At 69.6% G+C, this 19,344-nt stretch carries 16 protein-coding genes; 12 read left to right on the top strand and 4 right to left on the bottom strand.

Annotation, left to right across the window (positions count from 1 at the left end; all coding sequences use genetic code 11):
• Positions 1-84: 84 nt before the first annotated feature.
• The 7 genes from AB0J78_RS25535 to AB0J78_RS25505 all read left to right on the top strand — a co-directional run bounded on the left by AB0J78_RS25535 (position 85) and on the right by AB0J78_RS25505 (position 9,138).
• On the top strand, positions 85-1,671 hold the full coding sequence (locus AB0J78_RS25535) for a D-aminoacylase (protein ID WP_363793175.1): 1,587 nt from the start codon (positions 85-87) through the stop codon (positions 1,669-1,671).
• Positions 1,672-1,729: 58 nt separating this feature from the next.
• Positions 1,730-3,133 (top strand): gluconate:H+ symporter, encoded by a 1,404-nt coding sequence (locus tag AB0J78_RS25530; RefSeq protein ID WP_363793173.1) that lies wholly within the window; start codon positions 1,730-1,732, stop codon positions 3,131-3,133.
• Positions 3,134-3,340: 207 nt separating this feature from the next.
• Complete coding sequence (locus AB0J78_RS25525; protein ID WP_363793170.1) at positions 3,341-4,447, top strand: lactonase family protein; 1,107 nt, start codon at positions 3,341-3,343, stop codon at positions 4,445-4,447.
• Between the two features lie 230 nt (positions 4,448-4,677).
• Positions 4,678-5,961, top strand: a complete 1,284-nt coding sequence (locus AB0J78_RS25520; protein ID WP_363793168.1) for an extracellular solute-binding protein — start codon at positions 4,678-4,680, stop codon at positions 5,959-5,961.
• The gene (locus tag AB0J78_RS25515; RefSeq protein WP_363793166.1) at positions 5,961-6,839 is read left to right on the top strand and encodes a sugar ABC transporter permease; all 879 of its coding nucleotides are present in this window, start codon (positions 5,961-5,963) and stop codon (positions 6,837-6,839) included. The genes AB0J78_RS25520 and AB0J78_RS25515 overlap by 1 nt, the downstream gene beginning before the upstream one ends.
• Positions 6,836-7,675, top strand: a complete 840-nt coding sequence (locus tag AB0J78_RS25510) for a carbohydrate ABC transporter permease (protein ID WP_363793164.1) — start codon at positions 6,836-6,838, stop codon at positions 7,673-7,675. The genes AB0J78_RS25515 and AB0J78_RS25510 overlap by 4 nt, the downstream gene beginning before the upstream one ends.
• Complete coding sequence (locus AB0J78_RS25505) at positions 7,672-9,138, top strand: beta-N-acetylhexosaminidase (protein WP_363793162.1); 1,467 nt, start codon at positions 7,672-7,674, stop codon at positions 9,136-9,138. Before AB0J78_RS25510 ends, AB0J78_RS25505 begins: the two co-directional genes overlap by 4 nt.
• 69 nt (positions 9,139-9,207) lie before the next feature.
• Here the strand turns inward: AB0J78_RS25505 and AB0J78_RS25500 are convergent, their stop codons facing one another.
• Together AB0J78_RS25500 and uvrA are read right to left on the bottom strand one after the other, a co-directional pair.
• Complete coding sequence (locus tag AB0J78_RS25500) at positions 9,208-10,656, bottom strand: alanine/glycine:cation symporter family protein (protein ID WP_363793160.1); 1,449 nt, start codon at positions 10,654-10,656, stop codon at positions 9,208-9,210.
• 183 nt (positions 10,657-10,839) lie between these two features.
• Positions 10,840-13,692 (bottom strand): excinuclease ABC subunit UvrA, encoded by a 2,853-nt coding sequence (uvrA, locus tag AB0J78_RS25495; RefSeq protein WP_363793158.1) that lies wholly within the window; start codon positions 13,690-13,692, stop codon positions 10,840-10,842.
• Positions 13,693-14,045: 353 nt separating this feature from the next.
• Between uvrA and AB0J78_RS25490 the strand changes: the two genes are divergently transcribed.
• From AB0J78_RS25490 to ligD, 3 genes are all read left to right on the top strand, one after another.
• On the top strand, positions 14,046-14,807 hold the full coding sequence (locus AB0J78_RS25490) for a maleylpyruvate isomerase family mycothiol-dependent enzyme (protein WP_363793156.1): 762 nt from the start codon (positions 14,046-14,048) through the stop codon (positions 14,805-14,807).
• A gap of 48 nt (positions 14,808-14,855) precedes the next feature.
• Positions 14,856-15,533: an MBL fold metallo-hydrolase gene (locus AB0J78_RS25485; RefSeq protein WP_363793154.1), complete on the top strand. Its 678-nt coding sequence runs from the start codon at positions 14,856-14,858 to the stop codon at positions 15,531-15,533.
• Between the two features lie 123 nt (positions 15,534-15,656).
• Positions 15,657-16,655: a non-homologous end-joining DNA ligase gene (ligD, locus tag AB0J78_RS25480; RefSeq protein WP_363793152.1), complete on the top strand. Its 999-nt coding sequence runs from the start codon at positions 15,657-15,659 to the stop codon at positions 16,653-16,655.
• 30 nt (positions 16,656-16,685) lie between these two features.
• On the opposite strand, the gene AB0J78_RS25475 is transcribed toward ligD, so the two are convergent.
• On the bottom strand, positions 16,686-16,916 hold the full coding sequence (locus AB0J78_RS25475) for a zinc finger protein (protein ID WP_363793150.1): 231 nt from the start codon (positions 16,914-16,916) through the stop codon (positions 16,686-16,688).
• Positions 16,917-17,170: 254 nt separating this feature from the next.
• Here AB0J78_RS25475 and AB0J78_RS25470 point away from each other — a divergent pair, with 254 nt between their 5' ends.
• Positions 17,171-18,028, top strand: coding sequence for a helix-turn-helix transcriptional regulator (locus AB0J78_RS25470; protein ID WP_363793148.1), 858 nt, complete (start codon positions 17,171-17,173; stop codon positions 18,026-18,028).
• A 2-nt stretch (positions 18,029-18,030) separates the two neighbouring features.
• Entirely contained in the window at positions 18,031-18,225 is a 195-nt protein-coding gene (locus AB0J78_RS25465; RefSeq protein WP_363793236.1) for a DUF397 domain-containing protein, read from the top strand.
• Positions 18,226-18,310: 85 nt separating this feature from the next.
• Here AB0J78_RS25465 and bla read toward each other — a convergent pair whose 3' ends face one another.
• On the bottom strand, positions 18,311-19,216 hold the full coding sequence (gene bla, locus AB0J78_RS25460) for a class A beta-lactamase (RefSeq protein ID WP_363793146.1): 906 nt from the start codon (positions 19,214-19,216) through the stop codon (positions 18,311-18,313).
• Positions 19,217-19,344: the final 128 nt, after the last annotated feature.

The raw sequence follows: 19,344 nt of genomic DNA, 5'->3' as shown, positions 1-19,344 counted from the left end.
GCTTTCACAGGGGAATGGTACTTACCATTCGACCACCCGGTGCAGACCAATTGCCCGGCGTGTGACCGGAGGAACGACTCCACCATGGACATCGTCTATCGCGGCGCGCGAGTCGTCGACGGCGACGGCGGCCCGGGGTTCCTCGCCGACGTCGGAGTCGACGAAGGACGCATCGCCGAGATCGCCGACGCGGGAACGCTGAGCGGACGTCGGCGCATCGACGCCGACGGGCTCGTGCTGGCACCCGGATTCGTGGACATGCACGCGCATTCGGACCTGCGGCTGCTCGCCGAACCGGACCACACCGCGAAGGTCTCCCAGGGCGTGACGCTGGAGGTCATCGGCCAGGACGGGCTGTCCTACGCCCCGGTCGACGACGACGCGCTGGGGACCCTGCGCGCGCAGCTGGCGGGCTGGAACGACGATCCGCCGGGTTTCGACTGGAACTGGCGCAGCGTCGCCGAGTACCTCGACCGGCTCGACACCGGCATCGCGACCAACGCCGCCTACCTCGTCCCGCAGGGCACGCTGCGCCTGCTGTGCGCGGGCTACGACGACCGGCCGGTCACCGAGGACGAGCTGAACCGGATGCGCGAGGTCCTCGCCGAATCCCTTGCCGAGGGCGCTTTCGGCATGTCGTCCGGGCTGACCTACACGCCCGGGATGTACGCCGACACGGCGGAACTGGCTGCGTTGTGCGAGGTCGTGGCCTCCTTCGGCGGCTACTACAGCCCGCACCACCGCAGCTACGGCGCCGGTGCGCTCGCGGCCTACGAGGAGATGATCGAGGTCAGCCGGTCCTCGGGATGCCCGCTGCACCTGGCGCACGCGACGATGAACTTCGGCGTCAACGCCGGAAGGGCCGGCGAACTGCTGGCGATGCTCGACGCGGCGCTCGACGACGGCTGCGACATCACCCTCGACACCTACCCGTACCTGCCGGGCAGCACCTCGTTGCACGCGCTGCTGCCGAGCTGGGCGATGGCCGGCGGCGTCAGCGCGACCCTGGAGCGGTTGCGGGATCCCGTGCAGCGGCAGCGGATTCGCCAGGTCCTGGAGGTGGAGGGCTCCGACGGCTGCCACGGCGTTCCGGTCGAGTGGGAGACCATCGAGATCAACGGCGTCCGCGAACCGGGCAACGCTCACCTCGTGGGCCGCAGCGTCGCGGAATCGGCGCTGGCCGCCGGGGCGCAGCCGACCGAGCTCTACTTCGACGTGCTCACCAGCGAGCGGCTGGGCGCGTCCTGCCTGATGCACGTCGGGCACGAGGACAACGTGCGAGCGATCATGCGCCACCGCACGCACACCGCGGGCAGCGACGGGCTGCTGGTCGGCGCGCGCCCGCACCCGCGCGCGTGGGGCACCTTCCCCCGCTACCTCGGCCACTACGTGCGCGAACTCGGCGTGCTGGGGCTGGAGGAGTGCGTGCGGAACATGACCTCGCGTCCCGCCAATCGGCTCGGGCTCACCGACCGAGGACGCGTCCGGGAAGGCCACGTCGCCGACCTGGTGCTGTTCGACCCCGACACCGTCCGCGACACCGCGACCTTCGACGAGCCCCGGCAGCAGGCCGTCGGCATCCCGCACGTGCTGGTCAACGGCGTTCCGGTGATCGACGACGGCGCCCGCACCGACGCCCTGCCCGGGCGCGCGCTGCGCAAGAACCGCTAGCAGCCGCACGCGGCTCGCGCCGAGCAGAGCAGTCCCTGAAGAGCGCCCAGGAGGCCCCGTGTTCTTGAACTGGTTGCAGCACGAGACGTCCGGGCTGCTCACGTTGTGCGCGGTCGGGATCGCGGTGCTGCTGGTCATGATCATCCGCTTCCGGATCGAGCCGTTCATCGCGCTGCTGGTCACCGGGCTGCTCATCGCGCTGGCCGCCGGGCTGCCCGTGGAGGACATCGTCGGGACCGCGCAGAAGAGCAGCGATTCGCTGCTCGAAGGCGGTTTCGCCAGCATCCTCGGGCACATCACCGCCATCATCGGACTCGGCACCATCCTCGGCTCCGTGCTGGAGGCATCGGGTGGCGCTCAGCTGCTGACCCGCAAGCTCCTCGGGGCCTTCGGGGAGAACCGGGCTCCGCTGGCAATGGGGTTGTCCGGGCTGATCTTCGGGATTCCGGTGTTCTTCGACATCGGCATCTTCGTGCTCGCACCGCTGGTCTACGTGGTCGCGCGGCAGGGCAAGCGCTCGATCCTGCTGTACTGCCTGCCGCTGGTGGCCGGGCTGTCGATGACCCACGCGTTCCTGCCGCCGCACCCCGGTCCCGTGGTGGCCGCGGGGCTGCTGGGCGTGGACCTGGGGTGGATCATCCTGATGGGACTGGCCTGCGGGCTCCCGGCGTTCGTGGTCGCCGGTCTGCTCTACCCGGTGTGGATCGGCAAGCGGATCGTCCTTCCGGTGCCCGCCGACATGCTCGCCGCCGCCGACGAGCTCGCCGCCAAGCGCGAGGGCCAGCGCGATCCGTCGCTCGGCGTGGTCGCGCTGATCATCGGCTTACCGATGGTGCTGATCCTCGGCGCCACCTTCGGCAGCATCACGTTGCCCGAGGGCAGCGGCGCGCTGTCGGTCCTGACGTTCCTCGGGAACCCGACCGTGGCGTTGACGATCGCCGTCCTGCTGTCGTTCTGGTTGCTGGGGACCCGGCGCGGGATGACCGGGCGGGACCTGTCCGAGCTGACCAGCGGGGCGCTGCGGCCGCTGGGCATGCTGCTGCTGGTCGTCGGCGCGGGCGGCTTCTTCGGCAAGGTGCTCGCCGAAACGGGTGTCGGGGACGCCTTGGCCGGGTCGTTGCAGGGCGTGGGGTTGCCGATGATCGTGTCGGCCTACGTGATCAGCAGCGGGCTGCGGATCGCGCAGGGTTCGGCAACCGTGGCGATCGTGACCACCGGTGGGATCGTGGCCCCGCTGGTCGGTTCGGCCGGTCTGTCGCAGGCCCAGCTCGCGCTGATCGCGGTGGCGATCGCCGCCGGGTCGATCATCGCCTCGCACGTCAACGACGGCGGGTTCTGGATCATCTCGAGGTACTTCGGGATTCCCGTGAGCGACATGCTCAAGACCTGGACCGTCCTGGAGACCCTGCTGTCGCTGGTGGCCTTCGGCATGGCGGCCGGGATCTCGCTCCTGGTCGCGTGAGAGCACCACGTTCTCGGCCCCCGCGAGGCGATTTCGCGACATCGCCACGGATGGTGAACCGTTTCGGGGCTTAGCGCCTATGGCGGCGGTCCGGTTAGGCCATTTTGGTCTAGTCCACCTGTGGTCACTGCGACAGACTTCGCTTCTGCCGTGTCGTCTAGCTGGGAGAACGTCGTGGGTGACAGCTCGTTTTCGCGTCGTGGTTTCTTGAGCGCGGTCGGAGCTCTGGGCATTGCCGGAGCGACCGTCGGCTGCGCCACCGCCGCCGGCAGGCAGGGCGCGGCCGCGCCGCACCAGGTGCACCAGGCGCACGAGGGCCTGATGACCTTCATCGGCAGCTACACCAGCTCGCAGCCCGCCGGCCGAGGCGTGGACATCGCGATGCGCGACATGAACGGGGTGCTCGCCCCCTCCGGAACCCTCGACGGGATCGCCGACGCCTCCTTCTTCGCCTGGTCCCCCGACCACAAGTTCCTGTACGTGACCAACGAGCGGGAGCAGGGCTCGATCACCGCGATCGACGTCAGCACCCACGAACCCAAGGTGATCAACACCGCGCCCAGCGGTGGGAGCTCTCCCACCCACCTGTCGGTGCACCCGAGCGGGGAGTTCGTGCTCACCGCCCACTACGGGGACGGCACGGTGGCGGTGCACCGGCGCAACCCCGACGGCAGCATCGGCGAGAACACCGCCCTGGTGAAGCACCCCGGGGCCGAGCCGCACGCGCACCAGGTCGTGGTCGACCCCAGCGGGAAGTGGGTCGTGACCGTCGACCTCGGCGCCGACTCGGTGTTCGTCCACGCCTTCGACGCAGGGAAGCTCACCCAGCACCAGCAGCTCCCGCTGCCCGCGGGCACCGGCCCACGGCACCTGGTGTTCAAGGGCACCACCGCCTACCTGCTGGCGGAGCTGAACTCCACGATCACCGTGCTCGCCTGGGACCCGAAGGCCGGCGCCCTCACGGCCGGGCAGGTCATCAGCAGCCGCGCTCCCGAGGCGAACGGCGAGAACTTCCCCGCCGAGATCGCGGTCTCCCGGGACGGCCAGTTCGTCTACGCCTCCAACCGCGGTGACGACACCATCGCCACCTTCGGCGTGGAGAACGGGTCGCTGGTGTTCAAGGCCGTCACGCCCACCGGCGGCAACTGGCCCCGGCACTTCGCCCTGGACCCCGAGGAGACCTCGCTGTTCGTGGCCAACCAGCGCGCGGGCACGATCACCCGCCTGGCGCGCGACACCGAGACCGGTGCGCTGACCCCCACCCCGGACAGCTACGCGTGCCCCTCGGCCGCGGTCATCACCTTCCACGGCTGATTCGTCCACAACGGACAGTTGACCCGCTCTTCCCGTCGAATTCGGCAGTCCCACGACGATCGCCCCGGCCAAGGTTCGGCGACGGCTTCGCTCCGGCGAGGCTTCACCCTCCCCGCCACCAGGGCTCACAAGAGAACAGCACCGATTTCAATGGAAATCGAGGTACCGAGTTCCACTGAAATCCGGTTCCTGATTTCCGTTGAAATCGTTCAGCACATCGGAGACCAGCCATGCGCGCAGGAAAAGCCGTCATCGTCGCCGCCGTCGCTGCGTTGCTCACGGCCTGCGGGCCACCGCAGGTGCAGCAGGCCGGGCCCGAGGCCGACGAGCGCACCGGAACGCTGCGGGTATGGCTGTTCGACGAGGCCAACCGCGCGCCCAAGCAGGACACCGTGGACGAAGCGGTGGCGCGGTTCGAGCGCGAGCACCCCGGCGTCGAGGTCGACGTGCAGTACATCGCGGTGGAGACGAGGTCCGAGCGCTTCACCGGCGCGTTCAACGATCCCGCCAGCGCACCCGACGTCGCCGAGGTTGGCAACACCGACCTCGCGGGCTACGTCGCCGCCGGCGGGCTGGCCGATGTGACCGAGAAGCTGCCGCAGTGGCCGGAATCCGCCGACCTGTCCCCCTCCGCGCTGGACACCGCGCGAGTCGAGGGCAAGGTCTTCGGCGTGCCCTGGTACACCGGGGTGCGCGCGCTGTACTACCGCACCGACGTGTTCGACGAGCTGGGCCTGCAGCCACCGCGCACCACCGCCGAGCTGCTGGCCACCGCGCAGCGCATCCACTCCGAACGTCCTGACCTCTACGGCATCTCCACCGGCGGCAAGTACCACTACGCGCTGATGCCGTTCATCTGGGCGGCGGGCGGCGACCTGGCTCGCCAGGAGGGCCAGCGCTGGGTGTCCACCATCGACAGTCCCGAAGCGCAGCGCGGCATCGAGACCTACGCCGAGATGATCACCAGCGGCGCGTGCCCGCCCGAGCAGTGCTCCGACATGACCGGCAGCCAGAGCGTGCAGGCGTTCGCCTCCGGCAAGGCCGCGATGACCATCGGCGGCGACTTCAACCGCAAGGCCGTCGACGCGGGTGTGGCGGGCAAGTACGGCGTCGTGCCGCTGCCGGGCGATGCGATCGGCTCCACCGCCCCGGCCTTCGCGGGCGGGAACCTGTTGTCGGTGCTCAAGTCCTCGCAGCGAGCGACCCTGGCGCGCGAGTTCGTCCAGCTGCTCGCGGGCAAGGAGTACCAGCGCAAGATGTACGGCGCGATGGGAAACCTGCCCACGTTCATCGACGTCCAGGGCGAGGTGGCCGAGCACGATCCGGCGGCGGCTCCGTTCGTGATGACGCTGCGCGGCGGAACGCACTTCGTGCCCGCGACCGAGGCGTGGTCGAAGATCGACGCGCAGGGCGTGCTTCCCACGATGGTGCAGCAGATCGTGCGCGGTACCCCTGTCGCCGAGGCATCGGCGCAGGCGGCGGCGCAGATGAACGCGGCCTTCGAAGGCCGATGATGGCGCTGCTCTACCTCGCACCGGCGGCGCTGCTGCTCATCGGCATGATGGGCTACCCGCTGTACCAGCTGGTGCAGATCTCGCTGTACGAGTACGGCCAGGCGCAGGCTTCCGGTGGTGCGCCGCTGGAGTTCCTGGGCGCGGGCAACTACCTGGCGCTGCTCGGCGATGCCCGGTTCTGGACGATCCTGCTGCAGACCTGCGTTTTCGCCGCGATCTGCGTGCTGGGAAGCCTGGTGGTCGGCATCGGCCTGGCGGTGCTGGCCACCAAGGTCTCCCCGCTGCCCCGGATCCTGCTGTTCCTGGCGGCCATCGGAGCCTGGGCCACGCCCGCGGTGGCCGGGTCGACGGTGTGGCTGTTCCTGTTCGACCAGGACTTCGGGCTGGTCAACGAGGCGCTGACCGGCATCGGCATCAGCGGCGCCGAAGGCATGTCGTGGACCTACGACAAGTACCTCGCCTTCGGCCTGGTGGCCGCCGAGGTGATCTGGTGCTCCTTCCCGTTCGTTCTGGTCACCACCTACGCCGGCCTCATCGGGATTCCGGGCGAGGTGGTGGAGGCCGCCGCGCTGGACGGCGCTTCGACGTGGCGGACCACGCGCAGCGTGCTGCTGCCGATGCTGCGCCCGGTGCTGGTCATCGCCACCATCCAGTCGATCATCTGGGATTTCAAGGTGTTCACGCAGATCTACGTGATGACCAACGGCGGCGGCGTCGCCGGGCAGAACATGGTGCTCAACGTCTACGCCTACCAAGAGGCGTTCGCGGCCTCGAACTACGGCCTGGGTTCGGCGATCGGCGTGGTGATGACCGCGCTGCTGCTGGTGATCACGCTGCTCCACCTGCGGGCGCAGCGCGGGAACGGGGTGCTGGCATGAGACGTTCCCGCGCCGTCGCCAACACCGCCGCGGTCGTGATCGCGGTGCTGGTGGCGTTTCCGCTCTACTGGATGGTGCTCTCGGCGTTCAAGCCGGAATCCGAGCTCCAGTCCTCCGATCCGCGACCCTGGACCACCGCGCCGACCCTGGACGGGTTCCGCCGGGTCCTCACCGTCGACGGGCTGGGCGGCTACTTCCTCAACAGCCTCCTCGTCGCGGGTGCGGTGGTGCTGCTGTCGCTGCTGATGTCGTTCCTGGCGGCGGTGGCGCTGACCCGGTACCGGATCAAGGGCCGTGCCGTGCTGCTGCTCATGCTGCTGGTGGCTCAGATGGTCCCGGTGGAGGCCCTGACCATCCCGCTGTTCTTCCTGATGCGCCAGGTCGGTTCGGCCGCACCGGCTTTCGGGATCAACCACCTGGGATCGCTCGTGCTGGTGCACCTGGCGTTCAGCCTGCCCCTGGCGATCTGGATGCTGCGCGGGTTCGTCGCCGCCGTCCCGGTCGAGCTGGAGGAGGCCGCCACCCTCGACGGCGCGAACCGCACCCGGTTCGTCTGGCAGGTGCTGTTCCCGCTCGTGGCTCCGGGACTCGTTGCCACCAGCGTGTTGTCGTTCATCCACGCGTGGAACGACTTCCTGTTCGCCAAGACCTTCATCATCTCGGCGACGGAGAACCAGACGCTGCCGATGGCGATCCTGGTATTCTTCAGCCCGCAGGGAAACGACTGGGGCGCGATCATGGCAGGCTCCACGCTGATGACCATTCCGGTTCTGATCTTCTTCGTGCTCGTCCAGCGGAACCTGGTGTCGGGACTCTCCGGCGCGGTGAAGGGATGAGCTTCCACTCGTTGCTGCCGCGCCCGCGGCGCGTCGAGTACGCCACCGGTCGGCTGCCGCTGGACATCCGCACCAGCGTCGGCGGTGAACCGAGCGTGGCGCGGTGGTTCCGCAGGCACGTCGGTGCCGCGACGGGACTTCCGCTGCCGCTGGCCGCCAAGCCCACCATCGAGTTCCGCATCGATCCCCACATCAACGGCCACCGCGTGGAGATCAACCCCGACCAGGCCCTGGTGACCGCGCAGCACACCGCCGCCGCGCACCACGCGGCGCAGACGCTGCGGCAGCTGCTCCCGCCGGACGCGTTCCGCCGCGCCCCCATCCACGACGAGCCGATCTCGTTGCCGTGCGGGATGATCGAGGACCACCCCCGGTTCGGGTGGCGCGGCTGCCACCTCGACGTCGCCCGGCACTTCGTGGCCAAGCGGGAGGTCCTGCGGTTCGTCGATCTGCTGGCGATGCACAAGCTCAACGTCCTGCACCTGCACCTCACCGACGACCAGGGCTGGCGCATCGAGGTCCCCCAGCACCCGGAGCTGACCCGCATCGGTTCGTGGCGCGAGCGTTCCATGATCGGCCGCGGCGAGGTCCCGGAGTTCGACCGGCAGCCGCACGGCGGCTACTACACCACCGAGGACCTGCTGGAGATCGTCTCCTACGCCGCCGAGCACCACATCACGGTGGTGCCCGAGATCGACGTCCCCGGGCACAGCCAAGCCGCCATCGCCGCCTACCCCGACCTGGGAGCCGGTGGGCCCGTGGGCGTGTGGGACTCGTGGGGCGTCAGCGACCGGATCCTGGCTCCCCGGCGGGCCACGGTGGACTTCTTCCGCGACGTGCTGGACCACGTGATGTCGATCTTCCCGTCGCCGGTGATCTGCCTCGGCGGCGACGAGGTCCCGGGTGCGACGCCCGCGCACGGCGCGCTGCTGCGGCGGTTGATGGAGCACGTGCACAACCACGGCCGCCGCACATCGGCATGGGACGACGCCATGCACCTGGTCTCGCTCCCGACGGAGACCATCGTGCTGAGCTGGCAGGACGCGCAGGCGGTCGCCCGCGCCGCCGAAGCGGGCAACGACGTGCTGCTGTGCCCGGAAACGCACTTCTACCTGGACCACCGGCAGTCCGATGAGCCCGACGAGCCGATCCCGGTCGGGTTCCTCAACACCCTGGAGAACGTCTACGCCTACGAGCCGCCGACCGAGCGCGTCCTCGGCCTGCAGGCGCAGGTGTGGACCGAGCAGCTCGACTCCCCCGCCCGCATCGACTACTCGGCGTTCCCCCGGCTGTGCGCGTTCGCCGAGGTCGCCTGGAGCAGCGAGCGGGATCCGGCGGAGTTCCACCACCGCCTGGCCCACCACCACCTGCCGCGCCTGGACGCCTTCGGCGTCGAGTACCGGCCCCTCGACGGCCCCTATCCCTGGCAGCTGCGCCCGGGTGTCGAGGGCAGGCCTCGCTGAGCGGTGCTCGCGCCGGGAACGACGTGGGTGGGGCCCGGACCGATCCGAACCCCACCCGCCGGTTCTCCTCTAGGCTTCGGCCTTGGCCGGTTCCTTGGGTTCCCAGCACTCGACGCCGGTCAGCTCCGGCAGCCGGTCCCGGGTGAAGGCCGGGTCGAGGCCCTGCTCGCGCTGATCGTTGTAGTCGCGCAGGAGCTTCAGCGCGACCGCGCTCAGCGGAGCGATGGCGGCGAGGTTGACCAGGGCCATGACGCCCATCGTGGTGTCGGCGAGGTTCCAGATCAGGTCCGAGGACCCGATCGCGCCCAGGAACACCACGACCAGCACGCACCACTTGTAGCCGGTCCGCATCGCCTGGCTGCGGGTCAGGAAGCCCACGTTGGACTCGCCGTAGTAGTAGTTGCCCAGCACGGAGGTGAACGCGACCAGCAGGATGATCAGCGTCATCAGGTGCAGCGACCAGTCGCCGAGGTTGGCCTGCAGCGCCGTCTGGGTCATCGAAGCGCCGCGGTCCTCGTCACCGAAGGTCGGGTTGGACAGCAGCACGATGAACGCCGTGGTCGAGCACACCAGCAACGTGTCCACGTAGACGCCGAGGGTCTGCACCAGGCCCTGCTTGACCGGGTGGCTCACCGAGGCGGTGGCGCCGGCGTTCGGGGCCGAACCCAGACCGGCCTCGTTGGAGAACATGCCGCGCCGCACGCCCTGCACGATCGCAGCACCGATGCCGCCGCCCGCGATCGCCTCGAAACCGAAGGCGTGCGAGAAGATCTGCGCGATGACGCCCGGCAGCGCGTCGATGTTGAGCACCACGATGATCAGGCCGAGCAGCATGTAGAGGCCGGCCATGAACGGCACCAGCAGCTCGGCGGTCTGCGCGATCCGGCGCACGCCGCCGAAGATGATCAGCGCGGTCAGCGCGACCAGCGCCACGCCCAGGACCGGCTGCATCCAGCCGTTCGAGCTCATCCCGGTGGCCTCGGCCGAGGTGACGACGGCGTCGACGATCGTGTTGGCCTGCACGGCGGTGAACACGAAGCCGAACGTCACCGTGATGACCACGGCGAAGAGCACGCCCATCCAGCGCGCCCGCAGGCCGTGCAGCATGTAGTAGGCCGGACCGCCGCGGAAACCGGACTTGTCCCGCACCTTGTAGAGCTGCGCCAAGGTGGATTCCACGAAGCTGGCCGCGCCCACGACCAGACCCATCGTCCACATCCAGAACACCGCACCCGGGCCGCCCAGCGCGATGGCCGTGGCCACACCGGCGATGTTGCCGGTTCCGATGCGGGCGGCGGCGGAGATCGCGAACGCCTGGAACGACGAGATCGCCTTCCCGCCGTCTTCGGCGATCTCGGCCTTGCCGCCCATCGCGCGGATCATCTCCGGGATCATCCGGATCTGCACGGCTTTCGAGCGAACGGTGAAGTACAGGCTCAGCACCGCGAGCACGGGGATGATGATGTAAAGCCAGAACGTGTCGTTCAGCGCGACGATCGCGTCGTTGAGCGCGTCCACGGGCACTCCCTTTCCGCTTGTGGCGCGGGAACTCCGCGTCATCCGACGCCAGGGGTGCGGCGCCCGATGACGTTCACCGCGGGCAGTCCAAGCGCGGGCCGCCATGTGGTGGCGACCCGCGCATTGGCGGAAAGGTTACAAACAACCTGCGCTCGGGCTCCTCGGTGGGTGCCCGGTTGGCGTTCAGCCCAGCACTTCGGCGAGGAACCGCCCGGTGTGGCTGTCCTCGATCTCCGCGATGTCCTCGGGCATGCCCTCGGCCAGCAGCAGACCGCCGCCGTTGCCGCCCTCGGGGCCCATGTCCAGGATCCAGTCGGCGGTCTTGACGACGTCGAGGTTGTGCTCGATCACGATCACCGTGTTGCCCTTGTCGACCAGGCCGTTGATCACGCCGAGCAGCTTGCGGATGTCCTCGAAGTGCAGACCCGTGGTCGGCTCGTCGAGGATGTAGACCGTCTTGCCGGTGGAGCGCTTCTGCAGCTCGCTCGCGAGCTTGACGCGCTGCGCCTCACCGCCCGACAGCGTCGGGGCCGGCTGCCCCAGCCGCACGTAGCCCAGTCCGACGTCGACCAGCGTCTTGAGGTGCCGGTGGATGGCGTTGATCGGCTCGAAGAACTCGGCGGCCTGCTCGATCGGCATGTCGAGGACCTCGGCGATCGTCTTGCCCTTGTAGTGCACCTCCAGGGTCTCCCGGTTGTACCGGGCGCCCTTGCACACCTCGCACGGGACGTAGACGTCGGGCAGGAAGTTCATCTCGATCTTCAGCGTGCCGTCGCCCGCGCACGACTCGCACCGGCCGCCCTTGATGTTGAACGAGAACCGGCCCGGCTGGTAGCCGCGCACCTTCGCCTCGGTGGTGGCCGCGAACAGCTTGCGGATGTGGTCGAACACGCCGGTGTAGGTGGCCGCGTTGGACCGCGGCGTGCGACCGATCGGCGACTGGTCGACCTGCACCAGCTTGTCGACGTGCTCCAGGCCCTTGACCCGGGTGTGCCTGCCGGGAACCTGGCGCGCACCGTTGAGCTTGTTCGCCAGCACCGACGCGAGGATGTCGTTGACCAGGGTCGACTTCCCCGAACCGGACACGCCGGTGACCGCGGTCAGCAGACCCAGCGGGAAGGACACGTCGATCTTGCGCAGGTTGTGCTCGCGCGCGCCGACCACGGTCAGCTGCCGCTTGCGGTCCGGGACCCGGCGCTCGGTCGGCACCGGGATCTCCTTGCGCCGGGCCAGGTACGCGCCGGTCAGCGACTCCTTGTTCTTCAGCAGCTCCTTGTAGGGACCGCTGTGCACGACCTTGCCGCCGTGTTCACCGGCACCGGGACCGATGTCGACCACCCAGTCGGCGGTGCGCACGGTGTCCTCGTCGTGCTCGACGACGATGAGCGTGTTGCCGAGGTCGCGCAGCCGGCTCAGCGTCTCCAGCAGGCGGTGGTTGTCGCGCTGGTGCAGCCCGATCGAGGGCTCGTCGAGCACGTAGAGCACGCCGACCAGACCGGAACCGATCTGCGTGGCCAGCCGGATGCGCTGCGCCTCGCCGCCGGAGAGAGTGCCCGCCGCGCGGTCCAGCGACAGGTAGTCCAGGCCGACGTCGAGCAGGAAGCCCAGCCGGGCCTGGATCTCCTTGAGCACGGCACCGGCGATCATCTGCTCGCGCGGCCCCAGGACCAGCGCGTTGAGGAACTCCGCGCAATCGGCCACGCTCAGCGCGCTGACGTCGGCGATGGAGAGCTCATCGTCCTCGTTCTCCATGGTCACGGCCAGGATCTCGGGCTTGAGGCGGGTGCCGTCGCAGGCCGGGCACGGCACGTCGCGCATGTAGCCCTCGTACTTCTCGCGCGCGTAGTCCGACTCGGTCTGCTCCAGCCGCCGCTCCAGGAACGGGATGACGCCCTCGTAGCTGGCGTAGTAGGAGCGGGTGCGTCCGTAGCGGTTGCGGTAGCGCACGTGCACCTGGTCGTCGGTGCCGTGCAGCACCGCCTTCTTGACCTTGGTGGGCAGCTGCCGCCACGGGGTGTCCATCCGGAACCCGATGGCCTCCGACAGGGAGGTCAGCAACCGGGAGAAGTACTCGGCGGTGTGCCCGCCCGCCCACGGCGCGATCGCGCCGTCGCCCAGCGAGAGGTCTTCGTCGGGCACGACCAGCTCGGGGTCGACCTCCTTGCGGATGCCCAGGCCCGCGCACTCGGCGCAGGCGCCGTAGGGCGAGTTGAAGGAGAACGATCGAGGTTCGAGCTCGTCGACGCCCAGCGCGTGCCCGTTCGGGCAGGCCAGGTTCTCGGAGAACTTGCGCTCGCGGGCGGGGTCGGACTCGTCGAGGTCGATGAACTCGACCAGCACCAGCCCGTCGGCGAGCCGCAGCGCGGTCTCGACCGAGTCGGTGAGCCGCTGCTTGGCGCTGGGCTTGACGGTGAGCCGGTCGATGACGACCGCGATGTCGTGCTTCTCCTGCTTCTTGAGCTTCGGCGGCTCGTCGAGCGGGTGCACGACGCCGTCCACGCGGGCGCGGGCGTAGCCGGAGGAGCGCAGCTGCTCGAAGAGGTCGACGTACTCGCCCTTGCGTCCGCGCACGACCGGCGCCAGCACCTGGAACTTGGCCCGCTCGGGCATCTCCAGGACCTGGTCGACGATCTGCTGCGGGGTCTGCTTGCTGATCGCCTCGCCGCAGGTCGGGCAGTGCGCCTTGCCCGCGCGGGCGTAGAGCAGCCGCAGGTAGTCGTAGACCTCGGTGATGGTGCCCACCGTGGACCGCGGGTTGCGGCTGGTGGACTTCTGGTCGATCGACACCGCCGGGGACAGGCCCTCGATGAAGTCCACGTCGGGCTTGTCCATCTGACCGAGGAACTGCCGGGCGTAGGCGGACAGCGACTCCACGTAGCGGCGCTGCCCCTCCGCGAAGATGGTGTCGAAGGCCAAGCTCGACTTGCCCGAGCCGGAAAGCCCGGTGAACACGATCAGGCTGTCCCGGGGCAGGTCGAGGTCGATCCCGCGCAGGTTGTGCTCACGGGCGCCGCGAACGACGAGGCGGTCAGCCACGGTGATCCCTTCGAAAAAGTTCTGGTGTTGCGCGAGCGCGCGCCGACTGCGAGCGGCCGCCTGCTTCAGGCAGCGGGACCGCCGGCGCGGCATCGGGTCGCGACGTTGCGACGTCCATGCTATTCGGCGCCACCGACAGTCTCGGACCGACGGCGTCCGGTGCCGAGCACCTTCCCCGGCCGTCACCCCAACGTGTGAGATGTTGCGTGATCCGGCGGTGGCTGCCCCCTCACGACGATACGCAAAGTCGCCCGCATGGGGCACTGTCCCCGACGTGTCCTGCACCTTTACGCTCAAGACTTCACGTTTTCCGCAAATTCGACCCTCCCCTCTCCCCCACGTGAGGTAGAGCCATGGCTGACATCGTTCTCGGTACCGGCCGATGGTCCGCTGCCGCCCTGGCAGACGAGGTCGCGAACCGGCGAGCCGCCGTCCGGCACGCCACCGAGGTCCTGCTGCGCTCCGCGTCCGGGCTCGACGAGATCTCGGTCCGACAACCCAGCCTGCTGCCTGGCTGGAGCCGATCGCACGTGCTCACCCACCTGGCCCGCAACGCCGATGCCTGCTGCAACCTCCTGCTGTGGGCTCGGACCGGCATCGAGCACCCGATGTACGCCAGCCGCGACGACCGCGACCAGGCCATCGAGGAAGGCTCCTCGCGCAGCCACCAGCTGCTGATGGAGGACCTGGTCGCCTCCAGCGACCGGTTCTTCGTGGCCGCTCGGGACCTGCCCGACTCCGACTGGACCGCCGAGGTCACCCTCTCCGGGGGCGACGTCATCCCCGCGCTGCACGTCCTCCGGCTGCGGCTGCTGGAGGTCTGGGTGCACCTGGCCGACCTCGACCACGACGTGGACTTCGCCGACATCCCCCTCGCGGACGCCGAGCTCGTGCTGGAGGACGTGGTGCAGCTCTTCGGCGGGCGGCCGGACGTGCCCGCGCTGACGCTGGATGTCGACTTCGGCCATCACCACCGCCGCTGGGACCTGCGCGGCACCACGTCGCGACCGGCGGCCGTCTCCGGCGAACCCGGTCCGATGCTGGGCTGGCTGCTCGGTCGCACGGGCCCCGGTGAGCTGCGCGGCGACGCACCCGAACTGCCCGACTGGATGTGAGCCCGATCTTCCGGCCGGTGCCGGGTCGCGGGCGTTAGGCTCACGGGCGTGGAGCTTCAAGCTGAGTACACCGGACACGTGGAGCCCGGCGGCGCGGCCGCGCGCCGGGACCTGGACGCGCTGACCATCACCAAGATCTCGGTCGGCCCGATGGACAACAACGCCTACCTGCTGGTGTGCAAGAGCACCGGGGACGCGTTGCTGGTGGACGCGGCCAACGACCCCGAACGGCTGAGCGACCTGCTCGGTCACGACGAGCGCCGCCCCCGGCTGCGCACCATCGTCACCACCCACCAGCACGGCGACCACTGGCAGGCGCTGGGCGCGGTGGCCGGGGCGACCGGCTGCTTCACCGTGGCGCACCCCGCCGACGCCGACGAGCTGCCGGTGCCGCCGGACCACCTGGTCGAGCACGGCGACACCATCGCGGTCGGCGACTCGGAGCTGTCGGTGATCCACCTGCGCGGGCACACCCCGGGCTCGATCGCCCTGGTCTACCGGGACCCGGCGGGCCACCCGCACCTGTTCACCGGCGACTCGCTGTTCCCGGGCGGGGTCGGCCGCACGACCTCGCCGGAGGACTTCAAGTCGCTGGTCGACGACGTGGAGACCCGGGTCTTCGGCGAACTGCCGGACGACACCTGGTTCTACCCGGGCCACGGCGACGACTCCACCCTCGGCGCCGAGCGCCCCAAGCTCGCCGAGTGGCGCGAACGCGGCTGGTGATCGGCAGCGGGGGAAGTTCCCGGCGGGGACTTCCCCCGAGACCGGCCTGCGCACCGATGTCGCTGCGGTCGTCGGAGCCCCCGCCTACTCTGGCTCCCGGGAGCGCGAGCACCGGAGGTCGTCGTGAGCGAGGCCGTGAAGCTGGACATCGGGGGCACCGAGGTGTCGGTGTCACATCCGGACAAGGTGTTCTTCAAGACCCGCGGTGAGACCAAGCTGGACCTCGTGGACTACTACCGGGCGGTGGCCGGCCCGCTCCTGAGCACCCTGGGCGGTCGCCCGCTGCTGATGGAGCGTCATCCGGACGGGGCCAGCGGCAAGTCGTTCTTCCAGAAGCGGGTGCCCGCCTCGGCACCGGAGTGGCTGCGCACGACCGTGGTCGAGACTCCCAACGGCACGACCAGCGACGCCCTCGTGGCCGCCGACCTCGCGCACGTCGTCTGGGCGGTCAACATGGGCTGCCTGGGCTTCCACGTGTGGCCCTACCAGGCCGGGCAGCCGGAGATCATCGACGAGCTGCGCATCGATCTCGACCCCTCGCCCGGAGTCGGCTTCACCGAGGTGTGCGAGACCGCGGCGCTCACCCGCGACTTCCTCCGCGAGGACGGCATCGACGTGCGGCTGAAGACCTCCGGCTCCCGCGGCCTGCACCTCTACGTGCCGCTGCGTCCCGAGTGGGACAGCTACCGGGTCCGGGCCGCGGCCGTGGCGCTGGCGCGCGAGCTCGAACGCCGCCACCCCGATCTGATCACCGCCAAGTGGTGGAAGGAGGAGCGGGGCCGGCGCGTCTTCGTCGACTTCAACCAGAATGCCCCGCACAAAACGGTTTTCGGCGCCTGGTGCGCCCGGCCTCGAGTGGGCGGGCAGGTGTCCACACCGATCGCGTGGGACGAGCTGGACGGCGTCGACCCGGACCAGCTGACCATCGCCACGGTGCCCGGCCGGCTCGCCGAGCGCGGTGACCCGTGGGCCGACACCCGGCCGCAGTCGATCGAACCGCTGCTGGAACGCTACGACCGGGACATCGCCGCCGGAGCGCAGGACGCGCCCTGGCCGCCGGTGTACCCGAAGCAGCCGAACGAGCCACCCCGGGTGGCACCGAGCCGAGCCAAGCACGACTGACCGAGAACCGTTCCCTTGCAGCAGATTTCGCTAGACCGACATGCGCGGGACCTCGCGGACCGCCGCAGCCACCCGGCGGGCCTCGGAATGGCAGTCACCGCAGGTCTGCCAGAGCCACGCCTCCTTGGTCGCGTCGGCCACGACCTCCTGGCTGCACAAGGTGCTGACGAGCATGCCGCTCGGGTAGGCGTTGCCCCACGGCCGCTTGTCCAGGCTCGCGTGCCGTCTTCCGTCCGCCGGCACCCAGTGAAACGGATACATCGCTGCGCACATCCCCCTCTTGTCTGCCCCGGTCGGCGTTTCCGCGTCGCGGAACGAAAATCGCGACGAAACCCATCCGGGTCCCGAAGCGACCTCGATCAAGACGAGACCAATGCTCATGGTCTCGGGACCACTGCGGCAATTCCCCGAACGGATGACGCCATTCAGCGCACACGTCGGTGCGTAATCAAGTAGTCACGCAGACGACGACCCAGGGTGCCGTGCGATTCCGCACCTGAAATAAGCTGTGGTGCATGAGCGAGACCACTCCGGCACCGCGGGCATACGTTCTCGGTGCGGAAATCCGGGACGCGAGATCGCGTTCCGGTCTCGGGCTGCGCCAATTAGCCGGACGTCTCGACGTTTCGCACTCCGTCGTGGTCCGCTGGGAGCGCGGTGAACGAGTGCCGTCGACCGAATCCGTGTCCGCCGTGTGCGCGGTGCTGGGCCTGTCGAGCCCGGCTCGCGATCGGCTGCTGCGGCTCACCCGCGAGGCGCAGGCGGAACCACCCAACTCGGTGTCGGTCGGGTCAGTCGGTGAGGCCGATCAGCTCACCGCGCTGCTGGAGTTCGAACGGATCGCCACAGCGATCACCGACGTCTCCCCGATCCTCATCCCCGGTCTGCTGCAGACCACCGACTACGCGCGCGCGATCATGGGCACCGGCATCCCGGAGCACGAGGTCTCCACCCGCGTGGCGGTCCGGCTCGGCCGGCGCGAGGTCATCACCCGCCACCAAGAACCCGTGCGGTACACGGCTTTCCTGCTCGAATCGGTGCTGCACCAGCCCATAGGCGGCCGGGCCGTGCTGATCGACCAGCTGCGGCACGTCCGCGACATGAGCGCCCGCGACAACATCGACATCCGGATCATCCCGCTGTCCGCGGGATGGACCCCTGCGCACGCCGGACCCTTCGTGCTCCTCGAGTTCGCCAAGGCCTCTCCCGTCGTGCACCTCGAACACCACAGGTCCAGCGCGTTCCTGCGCGATCCCGGCGACGTGACGGCTTTCGTCAAGGCCGGGAGGGACCTGGGGCAATTCGCGATGAGCAGCGACGACTCGGTTCGCCTCGTCGACGAGATCATCCACCGGGAGGAGACAACACCGTGACGTTGCTGCAGTCGCCGGTCGGTTGGCGCAAGTCCAGCCGAAGCAGCCAGGAGACCAATTGCGTCGAGGTCGGCCGCGTGTTCGGCGGGGCCGCCGTGCGCGACACCAAGGACCGCGCCGGGGGCCTCTTAACCGCCAATTCCGCTCAGTGGCGCTATTTCGTCAGAGCGATCAAAACGGGTCGCTTCGACAGATAGACCGCCGCCTCGATTCGCCCTCTGGGGGGACGAAAACCGGGGAGCGTTCCGCCGGGGGCGGAGCGCTCCCGATTCATGCGCGCGGTCAGACCAGCCGCTCGGCCACCAGGCGAGCGGCGTCGGCCAGCAGCGCGTTGTTCGCGGTGTCGTGCTCGCGGGGACGACCGGTGAGCAGCGAGATGACGATCGGCGTTCCGGTGTCGGTCCAGGTCACGGCGATGTCGTTGGCCACTCCGTAGGCGCTGCCGCCACCGGTCTTGTCCGCCGTGCGCCAGCCGGCCGGAACCCCGGCGCGGATCCGGGCGGCGCCGGTGGCGCTCCCGAGCATCCAGCCGGTGAGCCGGTCGCGTTCCGCCGGGCCGAGCGCATCGCCGAGCAGCAGGCGCTGCAGACCGTCGCCCAGCGCCCTGGGCGTGGAGGTGTCGCGCTCGTCGCCGGGGATGGCGGTGTTGAGCTCGATCTCCCAGCGGTCCAGGCGCGTCATCGGATCGCCGATGGCGCGCGCGAACTCCGTGATGGCCTGCGGGCCACCGAGTTCGCGCAGCATCAGGTTGGCGGCGGTGTTGTCGGAGTGCTGCACCGCCGCCGCGCACAGCTCGCCGACCGTCATGCCGGTGTCCACCCGGGTCTCGGTGATCGGCGAGTTCTTCACGAGCTGGCCGGCGTCGTAGCGGATGACGCGGTCGAAGTAGCCGCCGGCGAGCCCGTGGGCGCGCAGCAGGGCCGCCGACGCGTAGACCTTGAAGGTCGAGCACAGCGCGACGCGCTCGTCGGCGCGGTGCGCGACGGTCCGCCCGGTGGCGACGTTGCGCGCGAACAACCCCAGGCGCGCGTCGTAGCGACGTTCCAGCTCGGCCCACACCGGGTCGGGCCGGGGAGCGGTCGCGACCGGCGCGGCGGACGGGGTGCTCGGCGCGCAAGCGGCCACCGGCGCGGCCAGCAACGCCGCCAGCACCGACCGGCGACCCACGCGGATGTCATTGTGCTGCAATTGATTTCCCTCCAGAAGTGCCGATGCCCCCAATCAAGCAGCCGACCGCCGATAGCGCCAATAAGAACCGGACCGACTCCCGATAGCGCATCGATATCGCCCCAGCACGAGCCGTCGCCGAAGCCGGG

The organism is Saccharopolyspora sp. NPDC049426 (assembly GCF_040676935.1).
Classification (GTDB): domain Bacteria; phylum Actinomycetota; class Actinomycetes; order Mycobacteriales; family Pseudonocardiaceae; genus Saccharopolyspora.
The sequence above is the reverse complement of the archived record's forward strand: the minus strand, read 5'-3'. Positions and strand labels throughout refer to the sequence as shown.